Source organism: Mycobacterium innocens (assembly GCF_900566055.1).
Taxonomy (GTDB): Bacteria; Actinomycetota; Actinomycetes; order Mycobacteriales; family Mycobacteriaceae; genus Mycobacterium; species Mycobacterium innocens.
In genome coordinates this window covers 1-15,892 of sequence record NZ_UPHQ01000219.1, presented here as the reverse complement: position 1 = coordinate 15,892, position 15,892 = coordinate 1, and the positions used below count along the sequence as shown (strand labels likewise).

At 65.4% G+C, this 15,892-nt stretch carries 17 protein-coding genes and 1 pseudogene; 9 read left to right on the top strand and 9 right to left on the bottom strand.

The window, feature by feature from the left end; all coding sequences use genetic code 11:
- Positions 1-537, bottom strand: a 537-nt coding sequence (locus EET03_RS20870; RefSeq protein WP_136625736.1) for a PE family protein, incomplete at its 3' end; no start/stop codon positions are given.
- Positions 538-967: 430 nt separating this feature from the next.
- Positions 968-2,112: pseudogene (locus EET03_RS33105) on the bottom strand (transposase); the annotation flags it as partial.
- A gap of 537 nt (positions 2,113-2,649) precedes the next feature.
- Here EET03_RS33105 and EET03_RS20855 point away from each other — a divergent pair.
- From EET03_RS20855 to EET03_RS20845, 3 genes are all read left to right on the top strand, one after another.
- On the top strand, positions 2,650-3,213 hold the full coding sequence (locus EET03_RS20855; protein WP_075541246.1) for a glycoside hydrolase: 564 nt from the start codon (positions 2,650-2,652) through the stop codon (positions 3,211-3,213).
- Between the two features lie 322 nt (positions 3,214-3,535).
- Positions 3,536-4,027, top strand: a complete 492-nt coding sequence (locus tag EET03_RS20850; RefSeq protein WP_425271545.1) for an OsmC family protein — start codon at positions 3,536-3,538, stop codon at positions 4,025-4,027.
- A gap of 69 nt (positions 4,028-4,096) precedes the next feature.
- Positions 4,097-4,420: a putative quinol monooxygenase gene (locus tag EET03_RS20845; protein WP_063472856.1), complete on the top strand. Its 324-nt coding sequence runs from the start codon at positions 4,097-4,099 to the stop codon at positions 4,418-4,420.
- Here EET03_RS20845 and EET03_RS20840 read toward each other — a convergent pair.
- Entirely contained in the window at positions 4,417-5,112 is a 696-nt protein-coding gene (locus EET03_RS20840; protein WP_063472857.1) for a hypothetical protein, read from the bottom strand. The two genes, EET03_RS20845 and EET03_RS20840, sit on opposite strands and share 4 nt — an antisense overlap.
- A 32-nt stretch (positions 5,113-5,144) precedes the next feature.
- On the opposite strand from EET03_RS20840, the gene EET03_RS20835 reads away from it, so the two are divergent.
- Positions 5,145-5,354: a hypothetical protein gene (locus EET03_RS20835; RefSeq protein ID WP_075541245.1), complete on the top strand. Its 210-nt coding sequence runs from the start codon at positions 5,145-5,147 to the stop codon at positions 5,352-5,354.
- Here EET03_RS20835 and EET03_RS20830 read toward each other — a convergent pair.
- The gene (locus EET03_RS20830) at positions 5,306-6,139 is read right to left on the bottom strand and encodes an adenylate/guanylate cyclase domain-containing protein (RefSeq protein WP_244232464.1); all 834 of its coding nucleotides are present in this window, start codon (positions 6,137-6,139) and stop codon (positions 5,306-5,308) included. The genes EET03_RS20835 and EET03_RS20830 overlap by 49 nt on opposite strands.
- Positions 6,140-6,278: 139 nt before the next feature.
- Between EET03_RS20830 and EET03_RS20825 the strand changes: the two genes are divergently transcribed.
- Together EET03_RS20825 and gnd are read left to right on the top strand one after the other, a co-directional pair.
- Complete coding sequence (locus EET03_RS20825; protein WP_075541243.1) at positions 6,279-7,688, top strand: glucose-6-phosphate dehydrogenase; 1,410 nt, start codon at positions 6,279-6,281, stop codon at positions 7,686-7,688.
- 15 nt (positions 7,689-7,703) lie between these two features.
- Positions 7,704-8,726, top strand: a complete 1,023-nt coding sequence (gnd, locus tag EET03_RS20820) for a phosphogluconate dehydrogenase (NAD(+)-dependent, decarboxylating) (RefSeq protein ID WP_075541242.1) — start codon at positions 7,704-7,706, stop codon at positions 8,724-8,726.
- On the opposite strand, the gene EET03_RS20815 is transcribed toward gnd, so the two are convergent.
- Complete coding sequence (locus tag EET03_RS20815) at positions 8,723-9,586, bottom strand: alpha/beta fold hydrolase (protein WP_425271544.1); 864 nt, start codon at positions 9,584-9,586, stop codon at positions 8,723-8,725. The genes gnd and EET03_RS20815 overlap by 4 nt on opposite strands.
- Positions 9,587-9,897: 311 nt before the next feature.
- Between EET03_RS20815 and EET03_RS20810 the strand changes: the two genes are divergently transcribed.
- Positions 9,898-10,371, top strand: coding sequence for a VOC family protein (locus EET03_RS20810; RefSeq protein WP_075541240.1), 474 nt, complete (start codon positions 9,898-9,900; stop codon positions 10,369-10,371).
- Here EET03_RS20810 and EET03_RS20805 read toward each other — a convergent pair.
- Positions 10,334-10,990, bottom strand: coding sequence for a TetR/AcrR family transcriptional regulator (locus tag EET03_RS20805; RefSeq protein ID WP_075541239.1), 657 nt, complete (start codon positions 10,988-10,990; stop codon positions 10,334-10,336). The genes EET03_RS20810 and EET03_RS20805 overlap by 38 nt on opposite strands.
- Before the next feature lies 1 nt (position 10,991).
- Positions 10,992-11,381 (bottom strand): PPE domain-containing protein, encoded by a 390-nt coding sequence (locus tag EET03_RS20800; RefSeq protein ID WP_082274449.1) that lies wholly within the window; start codon positions 11,379-11,381, stop codon positions 10,992-10,994.
- Positions 11,382-11,657: 276 nt separating this feature from the next.
- On the opposite strand from EET03_RS20800, the gene EET03_RS20795 reads away from it, so the two are divergent.
- The gene (locus tag EET03_RS20795) at positions 11,658-12,563 is read left to right on the top strand and encodes an alpha/beta fold hydrolase (RefSeq protein WP_063471808.1); all 906 of its coding nucleotides are present in this window, start codon (positions 11,658-11,660) and stop codon (positions 12,561-12,563) included.
- 4 nt (positions 12,564-12,567) lie between these two features.
- A complete protein-coding gene (locus tag EET03_RS20790) occupies positions 12,568-13,812 on the top strand; it encodes a WS/DGAT domain-containing protein (protein ID WP_099193708.1) in 1,245 nt (414 codons plus the stop codon).
- Between the two features lie 3 nt (positions 13,813-13,815).
- Here the strand turns inward: EET03_RS20790 and EET03_RS20785 are convergent, their stop codons facing one another.
- Both EET03_RS20785 and EET03_RS20780 read right to left on the bottom strand, forming a co-directional pair.
- A complete protein-coding gene (locus EET03_RS20785) occupies positions 13,816-14,418 on the bottom strand; it encodes a hypothetical protein (RefSeq protein ID WP_075541236.1) in 603 nt (200 codons plus the stop codon).
- A 72-nt stretch (positions 14,419-14,490) separates the two neighbouring features.
- The gene (locus EET03_RS20780; RefSeq protein ID WP_075541235.1) at positions 14,491-15,300 is read right to left on the bottom strand and encodes a lysoplasmalogenase family protein; all 810 of its coding nucleotides are present in this window, start codon (positions 15,298-15,300) and stop codon (positions 14,491-14,493) included.
- Between the last annotated feature and the right edge of the window lie 592 nt (positions 15,301-15,892).

Here is a 15,892-nt window from a genome sequence, read left to right as displayed (position 1 = left end):
GCCGTGACCGCCATTGGCTCCCAGCCCGCCCTGTCCGCCGGCTCCGCCGTTGCCGATCAACCCGGCGGCACCGCCGTCGCCCCCGGCTCGGCCAGCGGCCCCGGATCCGCCGTTGCCGCCGTTGCCGTATAGCAAGCCGCCGGCGCTGCCGGCTTGCCCGCTACCCGAGGCGGCGTCGGCGCCGTTGCCGATCAGTGGGCGGCCCAGGGCCGCTTGGGTCGGCGCATTGATCACGTTAAGTAGTTGCTGTTGGACGTTGGCTGCTTCAGCACCGGCGTAGGCGTTACCGGCTGCGGTCAGCGTCTTCACGAACTGGCTATGCAGGATCGACGCCTGGGCGCTCATCGACTGGTACTGCTGGGCGTGTGACCCGAAAATAGCCGCGATCGCTGCGGACACCTCGTCGGCTCCGGCGGCCACGACACCCACGGTGGGGGCCGCTGCCGCGACGCTCGCATTGTTGATGGTCGTTCCAATTCCGGCCAGATCCGTTGCCGCAGCGATGACCACGTCCGGCCTGGTAAACAAGAATGTCATGGCAGCTTTCTTCGATCTACAGCTGATTGGAGCAGCCGAATGCTATCGCGTAAGCCCAGCTCAGGACGGCAGGATATAGAAACGAGATCTAAACGTTATCGAAGCGTTATACTCTCCTAATCGGAATTGTAAAGTTCGTTTACATGAGCACAGCAATTATGTCAATTGCATTGACAATCGCTTAGTCTGACGCGGGACTGGGCATGTGCGAAGACATTGCGTCCTAGGACACCGCTGATGTAATGCCCTTTGGTGGGGTCGGTGTCCATGGCCTTTGGACGCTTCAACTGCTGAGCTGTGACGGCATGTGAAAATTGACCCCTGGATGGGTGGTTGGTGATGCGGTCAGGCGATGGCCCAGCCTGTGGTTGCCTGGTGCAGGCCCAGGGTGGCCAGGCGGGCGAGGTTGATGGCGCCGGCTCGGGTCCTCACCGAAACGCGCGACGCGGTGACGGCGGCCGGCCCGGATGGCCACGGTGTGCTCGGCCGGGCAGGTCACCGTGCCGGTAGCCAGGTCGATGCTGAACCGGTCCTTGGAAAAGCCGTTGGCGTTGCGCACTGGGGGCACCTTGGTGCGCATGTCATGACCGCGACGGGTTTGTTCCTCCAGGGTGGGCCCGTCAGCGTAAGCTGAATCCCCATACACCTCAAAGTCTTTCGACCCTGCTTCACCGCCGCAGCTGCCCTGCGACTGGTCAGCGCTGTCAGCGGCATCGGCGGCGCGCTTTTTGGCGGCAGGTTCACAATCGGCAGCAGACTCACCGCCACCTGAGGCGGCGTCGCCGGCAGCTGCGCCGGTGTGGGGTTGGCCCAGCAGTTCGTCAAGGACCTCGCGGTCGGCGGCGTTGGCCGCGGTGACAGACACCGCGGTGATCAACTCGTCATCAGGATCGACTGCCAGATGCGACTTGTAACCGTCGAAGGTTCGGGCGCGTGACTTGTGACCGTGGCGGGCCTCGGTGTCGACCGTGGAGATCAGCCGGTCTCGAGCCATCCCACGAGCGATGCGAAACACCCCATCGGAGCCGGCTTCGACGTCTTGCCAGCCACCAACCCCAACAACTCGCCCGCCTGGCCCAGCGGCCCCTCCAACTCGTGGTCATCCAGGACCCTCAGCGCGGCATGGGCATCCTTGACCAACCCATCCACCAAAGCTTCCCGGGCAGCCGGGTCGTCCCAGTCACACGGCGGCTTACCCAAACTGGCGTAATCATCATCGCGGGTCAACACCGCACGCACCGCTTTTGCCAATGTCGGATCGACTCGATCGGCCGGGGCGACTTTGCGGATCGCCGCGCGCAACTGAATCACCGTGTCTTGGGTGGCCACCGCGTCAAACAGCGGGGGGGGAAATCGATCACGCGGCGCCGTCCCCGCAACAGTCCCGCCGCGCGCGCGGTGGTGTTGACATCGTCGAACAACCGCCGCGGCCCGATCCGAATCGCGCAGCCGGTTGCGCATCCCGACCAGCACCGTGGGATGAAAGGCCTCCGCCCCCACCATCAACCCCGCAGCAGCCTTCCACCGCAGATCAAAGGCCAGTCGGTCACAGGCTTCCCGACCTGAGAGCCCCTCCTGTTTACGATCGCCGGCCGCATCGCCCGCCACGCCCGCCACGCCCGCCGAACCCGGCTGCGCCTGGCTGTCCACGCACCCTGGGCCGACGCGTTGACCACCGCGTTGGCCCGCCCGCAACCCGGTTGACCAACTACCCGCCCATCCCCACGACCCCACGAAAGGACCTCCCGGGCCCAAGGAACCCGGCAGAACCCCGCTGACCACCGGGCCCACCACCGCACCCCCGACCCGAAAATCAAGATCGAAAACCACAATCCGACCCGATCAGGTCACCACGCCAGTCCCACGAAACATCCGGGTTAACCACTCGGTGGACTGCCCTGGGCGTCGCCAATGGGTAAACGCGCAGTTGCAGTGACAATCGCGCGCATTCGCCGCAATGCGCCATTTCTGCTGGTCACGCTCCTGCCTGACGAGAAGCTTGTGATTAAGTAATAGTTTGCTGAGTACACATTGATCACTTCTGTTTCAATTCCTAGATAAATGCGTGACATACCTGCTGTATATGCAGGTCAGACGCTTATCTGTTTAATCGTGATTACCACCACAATATTTGGTTTCCTATGCATATTGTCGGTAGTGTCCCTCCCCATGATTGCTTTAGCAACGCTGTTGACGCTTATCAACCAGGTTTCGGGAACCCCTTATATTCCGGGTGGCGATTCGCCGGCCGGCACCGACTGTTCAGGGTTGGCTTCGTGGGTGTCGAATGCGGCTACGGACCGGCCCGTTTTCGGCGATCGCTTCAACACCGGCAACGAGGAAGCCGCTTTGGCGGCCCGGGGCTTTCAACGGGGCACTGCTCCCAACGCTTTGGTGATCGGGTGGAATGGTGGCCACACGGCCGTCACGTTGCCCGACGGCACCCCGGTGGCCAGCGGTGAAGGTGGCGGGATACGCATCGGTGGCGGTGGTGCCTACCAGGCGCAATTCACCCATCACATGTACCTGCCGATGGATGCCGACGCGGTCGCAGAGGATGCGCCCCCGCCGGATGGGGCCGCTGTTCTGGTCGATGCCGTGGACCCGGGCGAAGCGCCGGCCCCGGTGCCCGAAGATCCGGGTCCGATAGGCGATCCGGAAATGGTGAATACGTAACCAATCGGTTGCTATGTGACACGGGCAACAGCAATTCTGCGACCTAGGTCACACATATGACCCCGTACGGATAACCGCAGCCACGCCCATCGCATTGTGCGCCTAATCACAATGCGGTACGGGCGTGGTTGCGTCATTTTGTGGCGCATTAACTTGTCGACGGTTGCCGCTGCCGAATTCGATTCTCGTGGATTCGGGGGATTCGTTCATGCTGAGGCTTGGTTCGATTCGGGGCTCGATTCGCCGGTCGATGCTTCATACTATTGCCGCGACGGAAGGAGTTTTGCCGGTGACATCCCAGGCCGCCGAGTCCAGCACCGCTTTGGGCCGGATCATCGCCGCCACCCGGGAGGCGGTAACCGCCGACCGGGCCAACGGGCGGGTGGTATTCCAGGCTTCGGCCACCGCGCACGACGCGGTGGCCAGCACGGTAAGCCTCGGCCAGTACCAGGTCGAAGTCGACGAGCCGCCACCCCTCGGCGGCGAGAGCAAGGCCCCGAACCCCGTTGAGTACTACCTGGCCTCGCTGCTTTCCTGCCAAATCGTCACCTGGCGCTTCTGGGCGGAAAAGCTCGGGATCGCGGTCGACGACATCACCGCGCATGCCGAAGGTGATCTCGACGTGCAGGGCTTCTTCGGATTCGACGACAATGTCCGCTCCGGCTTCCAGGAGGTCCGTGTGGTGATCAGCCTGACCGGACCCGAGACGCCGGAACGCTACCGCGAGTTGCAGCAGGCAGTCGACCAGCACTGCCCGGTGCTGGATCTGACCCGCAATGCCACTCCGGTGACCACCCGAGTGCAGCTCAGTTGACCGAGGTCTGCTGGGTATTCTGACCCTGCCTGCCAGGCATCAGGCCGGTGGCAGAAGTGGGGAGCGGCAATGATCTTCATCGTCGTCAAGTTCGAAACCAAACGCGAGTGGAGCGAACGCTGGCCGGATCTGGTGGCGCCGTTCACCGCGGCTACCCGCGCCGAAGAAGGCAACCTGTGGTTCGAGTGGTCGCGCAGCCTGGACAATCCGGCCGAATACGTTCTGGTCGAAGCCTTCCGCGACGGTGACGCCGGCGCGGTCCATGTCAACAGCGATCACTTCCAGCAGGCCATGCAGCAGCTGCCGCAGGCGTTGGCGGCCACGCCAAAGATCATCAGCCAAACCATCGACGCCACCGGGTGGTCGGCCATGGGGGAGATGTCGGTGGGCTAGCCGACGATCACGGCGATCTCGTTGCCCAGCCGGTAACCAGGCGCCAGCGGCAGCGTATCGCCGCTCCAGAACTTGCCCGGGTCGAACCAGTTCGCGTCCTTGTCCGTGGCGAGCAACCCCATCTCCTCGTAGGTGATGGCCACCGTCTCGGCGCAGTACGCCGTCTCCAGGCCCAGCGCGCGTCGGGTTGCCTTGCGTCGTCGGGTTTGTTCGCGAACCTTGCTGTCCACCACCGGAATTCCACGGATCCAGTCGTTGATGGTGGGCAGCCGGCCACGTAGCCAGCGGCCGGTCAGCCGAGCGGTGGTGGGAAATGGGGTGCCGTCCATCCGCGCGATCACCCGCAGCAGTTCGTTCTCCTGTTCCCGGTTCGCATACGGGGTCAACTGACGCAGCCAGCACCGCTGCTGGTAACGCCCGGTCCACTGCTCCACGACCCCGCGGGCGTCGTTGAGCTGCACGCCGCGATGGTGGGTGCCGGTCCACACGTCGACGAGCTTGTCGCCCAGTTCGGCATGCCAGATCAGCGGCGGCAAGTCGTCGATGGCCACCGTCATACCGACGTGGTTCACCGGGCTGTTGGTCAACGTCTGGATGGCGCGGTCCGGGCCGGACCGCCCCCGAAACAACCACAGGTCGCCGGTCCGGGTTTCGTTCAGCGCTTGGTCCACGGGAAGCGTGCTGGTTTCCACCCCAGCACCTTAGGCAGACATAGGCTGTCGTCATGCGCAGCGTATGGAAATGGCTAGGCCTGGCCGGTGTCGCCGGTGTCGTCGCCGGAGGGGCGCTGGTGGTACGCGACGAACGCAAGCGCCGCGCCTACACCGCCGACGAGGTCCGGGCCCGGCTGCACCAGAAGCTGGCCGATTCCGACGCGGCAGGCTATCAGTCCGAGTCGGACACGGGCCGGGATGCCACCGCGAACAACCGGTAGCTGCCGGAGAAGCCCTTCAATTCGACGTCGCGGCCCTCGTCGAAACCGATGTCGTCGCAATCGCCGACGGCGTCGCGAACCGGTTGGCTCACCAGTATTTCGCCGCCGGCGGCCTGCCCGGCAACCCGGGCCGCCATGGCGACGTTGCGGCCGAACAGGTCGTCGCCCCGGCGTACCGAACGGCCCATGTGGATGCCGATTCTGACCCTGATTACGTTGCGCCGCTTACGCTTTGCTTCCCTGTGCAGCGCATCCTGGATATCGATGGCGCACCGTAGGGCCTGTTCGGCCCGGGCGAACGCGACCATGAATCCATCGCCTTGACTCTTCACCACGTGGCCGGACCGGCGTTCGACGAGCTCGTGAATCATCTTGTCATGTGCGCCAATGAGTTTGACCCAGGCTCGATCACCGATCCGCTCGTTGAGCGCGGTGGACTCCTCGATGTCGGAGAACAGGATCACCACCCGACCGTCCGGGGTGACTCGCGCCAGGTCCGGCCGCTCCACTTCGGCCCAGTCCGCCAGGTCTTCGATCGAGCTGCGCACGGCCGCGCCGAGGCCCTCCTTGCGCACCAGGTTTGCGGTCTGCCACACCGTCTTGACGGCCTCGCGGCCACCGGACAACAACCGGTTGCGGGCATCGGCGCGGCGTCGCAGCTCCTCGACCTCCTGACGACTGCGGCTCAGCAACCGCCACAGCACGAGCAGCCCGCCGGCTTCCGTCACCGCGATCCCGGCCAGCACATAGACCGCGATGTGCAGCGCAGCACCGGAGCCCAACACCCGGTCCATTCTTCCCGGGCCCGGTTGAGTCGATCTTGTCGGGCCAGGGGGCAATGTCTAGGGTTGAGGTCGGCCACCACGGGGAAGTAGCTGTCAAGCCGTTGGGTGACTTTCGCAGAGGACGTCCTGGAGGTGGGCATTGGCCGGTAGCGCATCTAGCGCCTCAGACGTGTTGGTGATCTTCGGAATTACCGGTGATCTGGCCCGCAAGATGACCTTCCGCGCGCTGTACCGGTTGGAGCGTCGGGGGTTGCTGGACTGTCCGATCGTGGGTGTAGCCAGTGACGACATCCCGGTGGACAAGCTGGTCGAGCGGGCCCGGGAGGCCATTGGTCAGTCGGGGGAGACGTTCGACGACAAGGTGTTCGGCAGATTGGTGAGCCGGTTGTCCTATCTGTCGGGCGACGTGACCGACAGCGCCTTGTACACATCGCTGGCCAAGCAGATCGGTTCCGGACGTCGCCCCCTGTACTACTTGGAAATGCCGCCTGCGTTGTTCGCCCCGATCGTCGAGAATCTGGCAGCGGCCGACCTGGTGCGGGGCGCACGCGTCGCGGTGGAGAAGCCCTTCGGTCACGACCTGGCCTCGGCGCGCGAACTCAACTCCAGGCTGCGGGCGGTCCTCGACGAAGAGCAGATCCTGCGCGTCGACCACTTCCTGGGCAAACAACCCGTCGTCGAGCTGCAATACCTGCGCTTCGCCAATCGTGGCCTCGCCGAGTTGTGGGATTCCAAGAGCATTTCCGAAATCCACGTGACCATGGCGGAGAACTTCGGCGTCGAGGACCGCGGCTCGTTCTACGACGCGGTCGGCGCCCTGCGTGACGTCGTGCAGAACCATCTGCTGCAGGTGCTGGCGCTGGTGACGATGGAGCCACCCGTCGGCGCCAGCGCCGACGATCTCAACGACAAGAAGGCCGAGGTGTTCCGCGCGATGCCGGCGCTGGAGCCGGCGCGTTACGTGCGTGGCCAGTACCGGGGCTACGGCGATGTTGCCGGGGTGGCGCAGAATTCGCAGACCGAGACCTACGTGGCGCTGCGGACCGAGATCGACAACTGGCGCTGGGCAGGCGTACCGATATTCCTGAGGGCCGGAAAAGCGTTGCCGGAGAAGGTAACCGAGGTCCGGATGTTTCTGCATCACGTTCCCGGGTTGGCGTTTCTGCCCAACCGCCGGCCGCCCGAGCCCAACCAGATCGTGCTGCGCATCGATCCCGACCCCGGGATGCGGCTACAGATTTCGGCCCACACCCACAATGCGTGGCAAGACATCCACCTGGACTCCTCGTTCGCCGAAGACCTCGGTGAGCCGATCCGGCCCTATGAGCGACTCCTGCACGCCGGATTGCAGGGTGATCGCCAGCTTTTCGCCCGCGAAGACAGCATCGAGGAGACCTGGCGGATCGTGCAGCCGGTGCTCGACAACCCGGGTGAGATCCACCAGTACGACCGCGGTTCCTGGGGGCCCGAGGCCGCGCACACGCTGCTGCGCGGTCACCGCAGTTGGCAACAGCCGTGGCTGCCTCGCGGCGCCAAAACAGGACAGTAAGGGAGACGAAATCATATGCAGCTAGGGATGATCGGTCTGGGCCGGATGGGTGCCAACATCGTCCGCCGAGTAGTCAAAGGTGGGCACGAATGCGTGGTGTACGACCACAACCCCGACGCCGTCAAGGCGATGGCGAGGGAGGACAACACCACCGGGGTGTCGTCACTGCGGGAGCTGCGTGACAAACTCTCCGCGCCGCGAGTCGTGTGGGTGATGGTGCCCGCGGGCACCATCACCACCGGGGTCATCGAGGAGCTGGCCGAGACCCTGGACTCCGGAGACATCGTGATCGACGGCGGTAACACCTACTACCGCGACGACATTACGCATGCAAAGTTGCTGTCCGACAAGGGAATTCACTTGCTGGACACCGGCACCAGCGGGGGCGTGTGGGGCCTGGAGCGTGGCTACTGTCTGATGATCGGCGGAGATGCCGGCGCATTCGCGCATGCCGAACCGATCTTTGCCACCGTCGCGCCGGGGGTGGACGCGGCGCCGCGCACGCCCGGCCGCGACGGCGAGATCACGCAGTCGGAGAACGGCTACTTGCATTGCGGGCCGTCCGGGGCCGGACACTTCGTCAAGATGGTGCACAACGGCATCGAGTACGGCATGATGGCCTCGCTGGCCGAGGGGCTGAACATCTTGCGTAATGCCGACATCGGCACCCGCGTGCAGCAGGGTGACGCCGAGACCGCGCCGCTGTCCAACCCGGAGTACTACCAGTACGACATCGACATCCCCGAGGTCGCCGAACTGTGGCGCCGCGGCAGCGTCATCGGTTCGTGGCTGCTGGATCTGACCGCGATCGCACTGCACGAATCGCCTGAGCTGCAGGAGTTTTCAGGGCGGGTCTCCGATTCCGGCGAGGGCCGGTGGACCTCGATCGCGGCGATCGACGAGGGTGTGCCCGCGCCGGTGCTCACCACCGCGCTGCAGTCCCGGTTCGCCTCGCGTGACCTCGACGACTTCGCCAACAAGGCGCTGTCGGCCATGCGCAAGCAGTTCGGCGGACACGCCGAGAAACCGGCCAACTAACCGGCGGCAACGGTCCGTCTGACGAAGTCCACCACCACATCGCTGAAGGCGTCGTTGTCGTCGCCCGCGGCGGTGTGTCCGGCGTTGGACAGCTCGACGAACTCCGCGCGCGGCACTTTGGCCAGAAAGTCCTGGACCCCTTCCGGGCTCACCACGTCGGAGAGTTTGCCGCGGATCAACAGCATCGGGATCTTCAGGTTCATCGCTGCCCGTTCGAAGTTCTCGGTGCGCAGGTCCGGGTCATCCAGGGGGGCGGTCATCATCGCCGGATCCCAGTGCCAGTACCACCGTCCGTCGCGCTGCCGCAGATTCTTCTTCAACCCCTCGGGACTGCGCGGCTTGGTGCGGTGCGGCAGATAGGCCGCGACGGCGTCGGCGGCTTCCTCGAGCGAAGCGAAACCGTCAAGGTTGGTGCGCATGAAATCCCGGATACGGGCGCTGCCGTCTTTCTCGTACCGGGGTACCACGTCGACCAGCACTAATCCCGTCACCCGGTCGGGGCCTGCGGCGTCGGCGACCAGGATGCCGGTCAGCCCGCCCATGCTGGCCCCGATCACCACCACGTGACGACCGATCGCATCCATGACCTGCAACACGTCCTCGGTGAGGGTCTCGACGGCGTAATCCGCGACCGGCGCTCGATCGCTGTCTCCGTGGCCACGGGTGTCGAGCGCGACGACGTGAAACCTCTCGTTCGCCAGGATCTGGCCGGTTTTCTTCCAGGAGAACCGGTTTTGGCCGCCGCCGTGCAACATCGAGATGCTCGGCCGGTCAGCCGCCTCGGCGCCGCGGTTCCATTCGTCGGCGACCAGCGTGATCCCCCCGACACCGGAAAACTCGACGGTGCGGGGGCGGCTCACGATGCTCACGCATTCCGACGTTACCTAGTTCGTTTAAGCACCTTCATCCAGGGTGGCGACGTGACCGCGGGCCGCATCCAGGCTTCTGCCACCCGCTGACGCCAAGGCCCCATGGGGGCCAAGGTCTCGTTGAGTTTCCTTCCGGCCGTCGTGGCCATTTCGGTCCCGAGCTACTGCCCACAGCACCAGCAGCAGCTATTGGCGACGTAACCGCGCCGCGTCGCGGGTGCGGTTCTGAACAATGTGCGGTGAGTTTTCGTCGTCGCCGGGGTCTATCACAGCGACGACGCCCCGACGACACGGAGACTGCCATGCCATCGATCACGCCCGCACTCTGGTTCGACCACAATCTGGAAGAGGCGGCCCAGTTCGACACCTCGGTGTTCCCGAACTCGCACGTCGAGAATTTCAACCGCTACACCGAGGCCGGCCCGGGTGAACCGGGCGCGGTGGTGTCGGGCACCTTCGTCCTGGACGGGGTGCGGTTCGTCGGCATCAACGGCGGCCCGGAATTCCGCTTCACCGAGGCGGTGTCCTTCATGGTCGACTGCAAGGACCAGGACGAGGTCGACTACTACTGGGACCGGCTGACCCGAGGCGGCGAGGAATCGCAGTGCGGCTGGTGCAAAGACCGCTTCGGGCTGAGCTGGCAGATCGTCCCGGCTCGACTACGCGAGCTGCTCACCGACCCCGATCCTGCCGCGGCGACCGCGGCGACCACCGCGATGCTCGGTATGCGCAAGATCGTCATCGCCGAATTGGAAAGGGCCGCAGCGCAAGTGTGAGCTCACACTCGGTGAGCCGGGCGATCCATTCGATCGCCGTATCGATAATCGGCGCGACGTCGTCGGGTTTCTCGCAGTCGGCGATCATCAACGACGACTCGGCCATCGTCGCCATCAGAAGGCGGCTCAGCAGTTGGCCACGCAGCGACGTGTCCGGCGGCAGCACGACCAGCCAGCGGCGGAAGGCGGCCGACATCCGGTCGCGGCGGACGGTCTCGAACCCGGCGGGCGTGTCACCGGACGACAACACCCTGGCCCGGCATCGGTTGTCCCACATCGCCTCCAGGTAAGCCCGCAGGTGAAGTTGCAGTGCGTGGCGCGGGTCGGCGCCGTCCGGGCCGGACCGGGAGGCGTGCTGCATCGCCGCCTCGATACGGCGTTCCACGTCGTCGGCCACTTGCTCGAAGATCGCCAGAAACAGTTCGCTCTTGCCGCCGAAATGGTGGTAGATGCTGCCGATGCTGGCGCCTGACTTGGCCACCACGTCGGCCATCGTCGCCGCGGTGAAGCCCCTGGCCGCGAAAACCTCGGTTGCCGCATCCAGGATCCGCCGTTGAGTGGCGCCCGTTCTGGCCCATCGGCGGACGGTGTCGCCGTTGCTCGCTGAACTCGCCCGCATGTCAGCCGACCACCGCCGGCAGCACCCGCAGCGAGCGGAACTCCAGCCGGGACGGGCCACCGGTCATGCCCCGGGAACCCGTCTGCGCCAACGGCATTCCGCCCAACAGCCCGCCCGCACTTGCGGTGTTCAGCGCGTCGACCGCCGCGGCCAACGCCGACCGGGGCAACGGCGCTGCCGCCGCGGCGGCGGCCGCCATGGCCGTCGCGGTGACACCCAGCCACGGGCCGCTGATCAGCCCGCAGATCAGCGAGTCGACCGACACCGCCGTGGCGTCCAACTCGCCGGCAGCCGTCTCCCAGGCGCTCGCCGCGACCAACATCGACGCCGCCCCGGGACCGGTATACATCCGGCCCGAGTTGACTTCTGGGGGTAACGAGGCGAACATCATCGTTGCTTGGTCCTCCCGTTGGCGGCTCTGAAATTCAGGGTGCCGTGACGGCGGCGCGGCGTCTGTCGGCCGAGCGGCCACACCGGGGATGAATGCGGTGTCCCCCGATCGACGGTCTTTTTGTCCCCCATGCGTCCCGGTTACGTTGGATCATGCGCGGGCTGCAGGTGGCGACAGGAGTCAACATGAGGAACCAAGCTGCCGCGCCGGGCGCCACGCCCGGCATGATTGGCAACGCCGCGACCGACCACGCCAACGCCGACCAGGAAGCCTGTCATGTCTGAACCCCACTGGATCGACGTCCCGGGAGCCGGCGCTGATCTCAAGGCCCTGACCTGGGGTCCGGCTGACGCCCCCATCGCCTTGTGCCTGCATGGCTTTCCCGACACCCCGTACGGCTGGCGCAAGGTCGCTCCTCGGCTGGCGAAGTCGGGATGGCGGGTCGTCGCACCCTTCATGCGGGGATATGCGCCGTCGTCGATTCCGGCCGACGGCTGTTATCACGTCGGTGCGCTGATGCACGACGCACTGCGGGTGCGCGCGGCCGCCGGCGGGACCGACGACGACGTGGTGATCGGGCACGACTGGGGCGCGATCGCCGCCACCGGTCTGGCCGCGATGCCCGACAGCCCGTTCGCCCGGGCGGTCATCATGTCGGTGCCGCCCGCGGCGGCATTCCGCCCGCTGGGCCGGGCACCCGACCGCGGGCGGCTGGCCCGCGAGCTACCGCATCAGCTGTTGCGCAGCTGGTACATCGTCTACTTCCAGTTGCCCTGGCTGCCCGAGCGGTCCGCCGCGTGGCTACCGCCGCTGTTGTGGCGCCGGTGGTCGCCGGGTTATCACGCCGAGGAGGACCTGCGCCATGTCGACGCCGCGATCGGCACACCGGAGAGCTGGCGAGCGGCGCTGGGCCCGTACCGGGCCACCATCCGTAACACCCGGCCGCCGGCCGCCTACGCCGAGTTGAACCGGTGGTGGACCGAGCCGCCACGGTTGCCGAGCCTGTATCTGCATGGTCGCGACGACGGTTGTGCCACACCGGCTTTCACGCATTGGACGGAGAAGGTGCTGCCCGCCGGCAGCGATGTGGCGATCGTCGACCACGCCGGGCATTTCCTGCAGCTGGAACAGCCGGAGAAGGTGGCCGAGCTGATCCTGACGTTCGTCGGCACACCCGGCTGAGACTGTGGCCGCACACCGGATGGCGGCCGTCGACGCGCAGTTCTATTGGATGTCGGCCAAGATTCCCAATGACCAGTTCCTGCTGTACGCCTTCGACGGTGAAGACGCGGCTGTCGAGCGGGCTGTCGCGCAGCTCCTGGACCGGGCCCGCGCCTGTCCGGAGCTGCGGATGCGGGTCCACGACCGGTCCGCTCTGACCTATCCGCAGTGGGTTGCTGCGGGTGTCGAGCCCGAGCAGGTGATCCGCCACGAGCCGACCGACGACAGCTGGCAAGGCTGTCTGGCGGCCGTCGCCGCGCTGACCGACGAGCAGCTCGATGTTCGCCGGATGCCTTGGCGGGTCCACGTATTCACCCCGGTGACCGGGATTCCGGGGGTCAGCGGCGCGGGCACCGTTGCGGTCGTGCAAGTCGCGCATGCGCTCGGCGACGGCGTGCGCGCCTCGGCGATGGCGGCCTGGCTGTTCGGGCGGGCGGCGCCGGTGGCGCCGGTCACCGGGCCGCGGCGGGGTGTCCTGCCCTGGCGGGCCGCCGCAGCGGCCTGCGCGCACCGCCGCCTGGTTCGCGACACCAGGTCCGGGCGGTTGGCGCCGGGTGCCGGTTCGCGGCCGCTGCTTCCCACCAACGCCCGGCCCGAGGGTGTGCGAGCGGTGCGCACCCTGGTGCGGCAGCGCTCGCAATTGCCCGGTCCCACAGTGACTATCGCGGTGCTGGCCGCCGTGTCCACGGCGCTGTCCCGGCTGCTCGGCGGGTCGGCCGAATCGCTGGCAGCAGAAGTGCCGATGGCTAAACCGGGTGTGCCGCGAGCGCATAACCATTTCGGCAACGTCGGCGTCGGCCTGTATCCGGCGCTCGGTCACGCCGAGCGGGTTGGGCGGATAGCCGCCGACCTAGCCAATGCCCGCCGCCGCATGCGACATCCCGCCGTGCGGGCGGCCGACCTGGCCTTCGCGACCATTCCGGCAGCGCTATTGCGTTGGGGAGTAAGCCAATTCGATGCCGACGCCCGGCCGGCACAAGTGGCCGGCAACACCGTGGTATCCAGTGTGCACCGCGGAGCGGCCGATCTTCATTTCGGTGACGCGCCGGTGGTGCTGACGTCCGGCTATCCGGCACTGTCACCCGCGATGGGGCTGACTCACGGGGTGCACGGCATCGGCGACACGATTGCGATCAGTGTCCATGCGGCCGCGTCGGCGATACCCGACATCGACGCCTATGTGGAATTGCTTGACGCGGCGCTGCGATGAAGATTATTGGGCATCACCAGATCTGGCCGCTTCTTCGCGGGTCAGGCCCACGGCCAGGATCAGCTCCTCATGCAGTTCGAACCAGACAGTGTGATAGGAGTCGACGAGCGGCCGGCTGAGCCAGCCGATATCGCCGGACCTGACCTTGTCAAGTGCGGCAGTGAGTTTCGCCGAGTAGGCGCGCAGCCGCGGCAGCTGTGCCGCTGCCGCCGCGATGATGGGTTGCACGTGCCGGTGCACATCGTCGAGACGGGCCAATACCGCGGCGTCATAGCCGGCGTCGTCGTGGACATTGGGTTGGCCGCCCTTGAGTTGCCAATCCGTGACCACAGCTTTGAAATCGGCGTTGACGCTACGAAACTCGTTGTAGGCGGAGGCCATTGCTGCCGGGTCGACCTGCTTTCGTTCCTCGGCGAGCAATGCATTGAGCCGGGTGCGGCCTTCGGGGCTGATCCGCAACGTGGCGCCCTCGACCAACAGGCCCGATGCGGTGAGCTGATCGACGATTTCGGTGATGGCGCGGTGGTCTTCACCCAGCGTGGTAGCCAGGTCGGCGGGACTCACCCGGCCCTTCAGCCGGACGGCTTGTAACACTTTGACGTGCATTCCAGGTGCTGTGGGGTTGACTTGGCTCGGGGTTTCGTTGTCCATGTCACCGGGTCTCGTCGTTGTCAGGGATTAGCCCAGCTCCGCGGGTCTGCTTCCGGACTGCGGTGATTCGCTTAACCTCGCATCGTTTTCGCAGGCCGGCAAGAATGCGAACAACACCTGTCCGCCAAAATACAAAATCCAGTTGGCGGCATACAGGTCGAATATCGGAACATTTCGATCCTGCCCCGGTGCCAGCCACGTGCTGAACAGGTACAAGTCGGATAGCGGGAGAAGCAGTCCGCCGATCAGTACGGGCAACGCTGGCAGGCTGAGTCGGTTCGTCCAGAAATACCAAATACTGAAGCTGATCATCAGGGTGTAGATGACGAGGTTGAAAAGGAAGCTCCCAAGCTCGAGGAACTGATGACCGGCAACTGGCTCCCGCACGTACGAGATCCAGCCCACAGTGTTGGCCACCGCAACGATCATCACGACGAACCAGCGCATGCGGTAACCGATTCCGCCACGTGGTGCGAGTCTGGGCTGAGAAAAACGGTAGAGGACGTAAACGTACAAGATGTACCCAGCGCCGAACAGAATGATCGCGACGGACAGCTTTTGGCTGATGGGTTCGATGCCGGATATGGCGCTATTGACCACATCTCCCACGGCGCACATTGCCATCCCCGCGATCAGTATGCGCGTATACCTTGCCACCTGCGGGGAAAGCTGCTGCTGATAAGCCAGGCGTACGGTGATCACAAACAGCATCAGAGCTACATGCCAACTGTGATAGATCGTCGTGGGTGGCCGCGAGATATTACCCATCCAGAGCACCTCTGTTGTGACGCTGACGGCGAGCAGGCTCAAAAGTATCGTGGCGTATGGGAATTTCATGGGCGCCAATTCTTGAGGAGGGTTCGGGTGTCCGCGATGGCCCACGGCCATCGTCGAGTCTGAGCAGTGCCGAGAATCCTCACAGTGGCCCGACTGTATAGCACCAGACCTGCTCGGAAATTGATGAGGGGAATGACCAGCGCCCGGTGGGTATGTGCAGCCAACTGATTTAGCCGCAGCTGCCATCTGCCCTCTCGTGCTCGCCCACGCCCGAAGGTCGGTGACGCGGGCACAAATTTCGGGGGTGTAGTGCGTCGACGCCGGGTCAGTTCACTTGCGGCGCCGCGGACAAGTGCGCTGCGCAGTGGCAACGGCTTGGGCGGAGCGGGTTGCCCCGTGGGGTCAGGTGGGAGCGGTCGGAAATTTTTTCGGGTGCGCGCAAAGATTTTGACGAAACGTCGAACATGTGCCGACTCATTGTCCCGCAAGCCTCAAAATTTCATGCGGGTGTAGGTGACGCCGTGGTGTGGGGCCGGCGACGCTTGTTGATCTTGATTTCGTGGTGCCGGGTAGGTTTCGGCGCCGCGTGTCGTGCGGTGACGCCGGGTTCCAGGTCCCGGTGGGGTTCGCTGCTTCCTGGGGTAGTCGCGAC

Coding starts and splice junctions, on each gene's coding strand:
- EET03_RS20805 (WP_075541239.1), bottom strand. CDS start 10,990: ATGCGGGCGAGTTCAGCGAGCAACGGCGACACCGTCCGCCGATGGGCC.
- EET03_RS20780 (WP_075541235.1), bottom strand. CDS start 15,300: ATGAAATTCCCATACGCCACGATACTTTTGAGCCTGCTCGCCGTCAGC.
- gnd (WP_075541242.1), top strand. CDS start 7,704: ATGCAGCTAGGGATGATCGGTCTGGGCCGGATGGGTGCCAACATCGTC.
- EET03_RS20845 (WP_063472856.1), top strand. CDS start 4,097: ATGATCTTCATCGTCGTCAAGTTCGAAACCAAACGCGAGTGGAGCGAA.
- EET03_RS20795 (WP_063471808.1), top strand. CDS start 11,658: ATGTCTGAACCCCACTGGATCGACGTCCCGGGAGCCGGCGCTGATCTC.
- EET03_RS20810 (WP_075541240.1), top strand. CDS start 9,898: ATGCCATCGATCACGCCCGCACTCTGGTTCGACCACAATCTGGAAGAG.
- EET03_RS20835 (WP_075541245.1), top strand. CDS start 5,145: ATGCGCAGCGTATGGAAATGGCTAGGCCTGGCCGGTGTCGCCGGTGTC.
- EET03_RS20800 (WP_082274449.1), bottom strand. CDS start 11,381: ATGATGTTCGCCTCGTTACCCCCAGAAGTCAACTCGGGCCGGATGTAT.
- EET03_RS20785 (WP_075541236.1), bottom strand. CDS start 14,418: ATGCACGTCAAAGTGTTACAAGCCGTCCGGCTGAAGGGCCGGGTGAGT.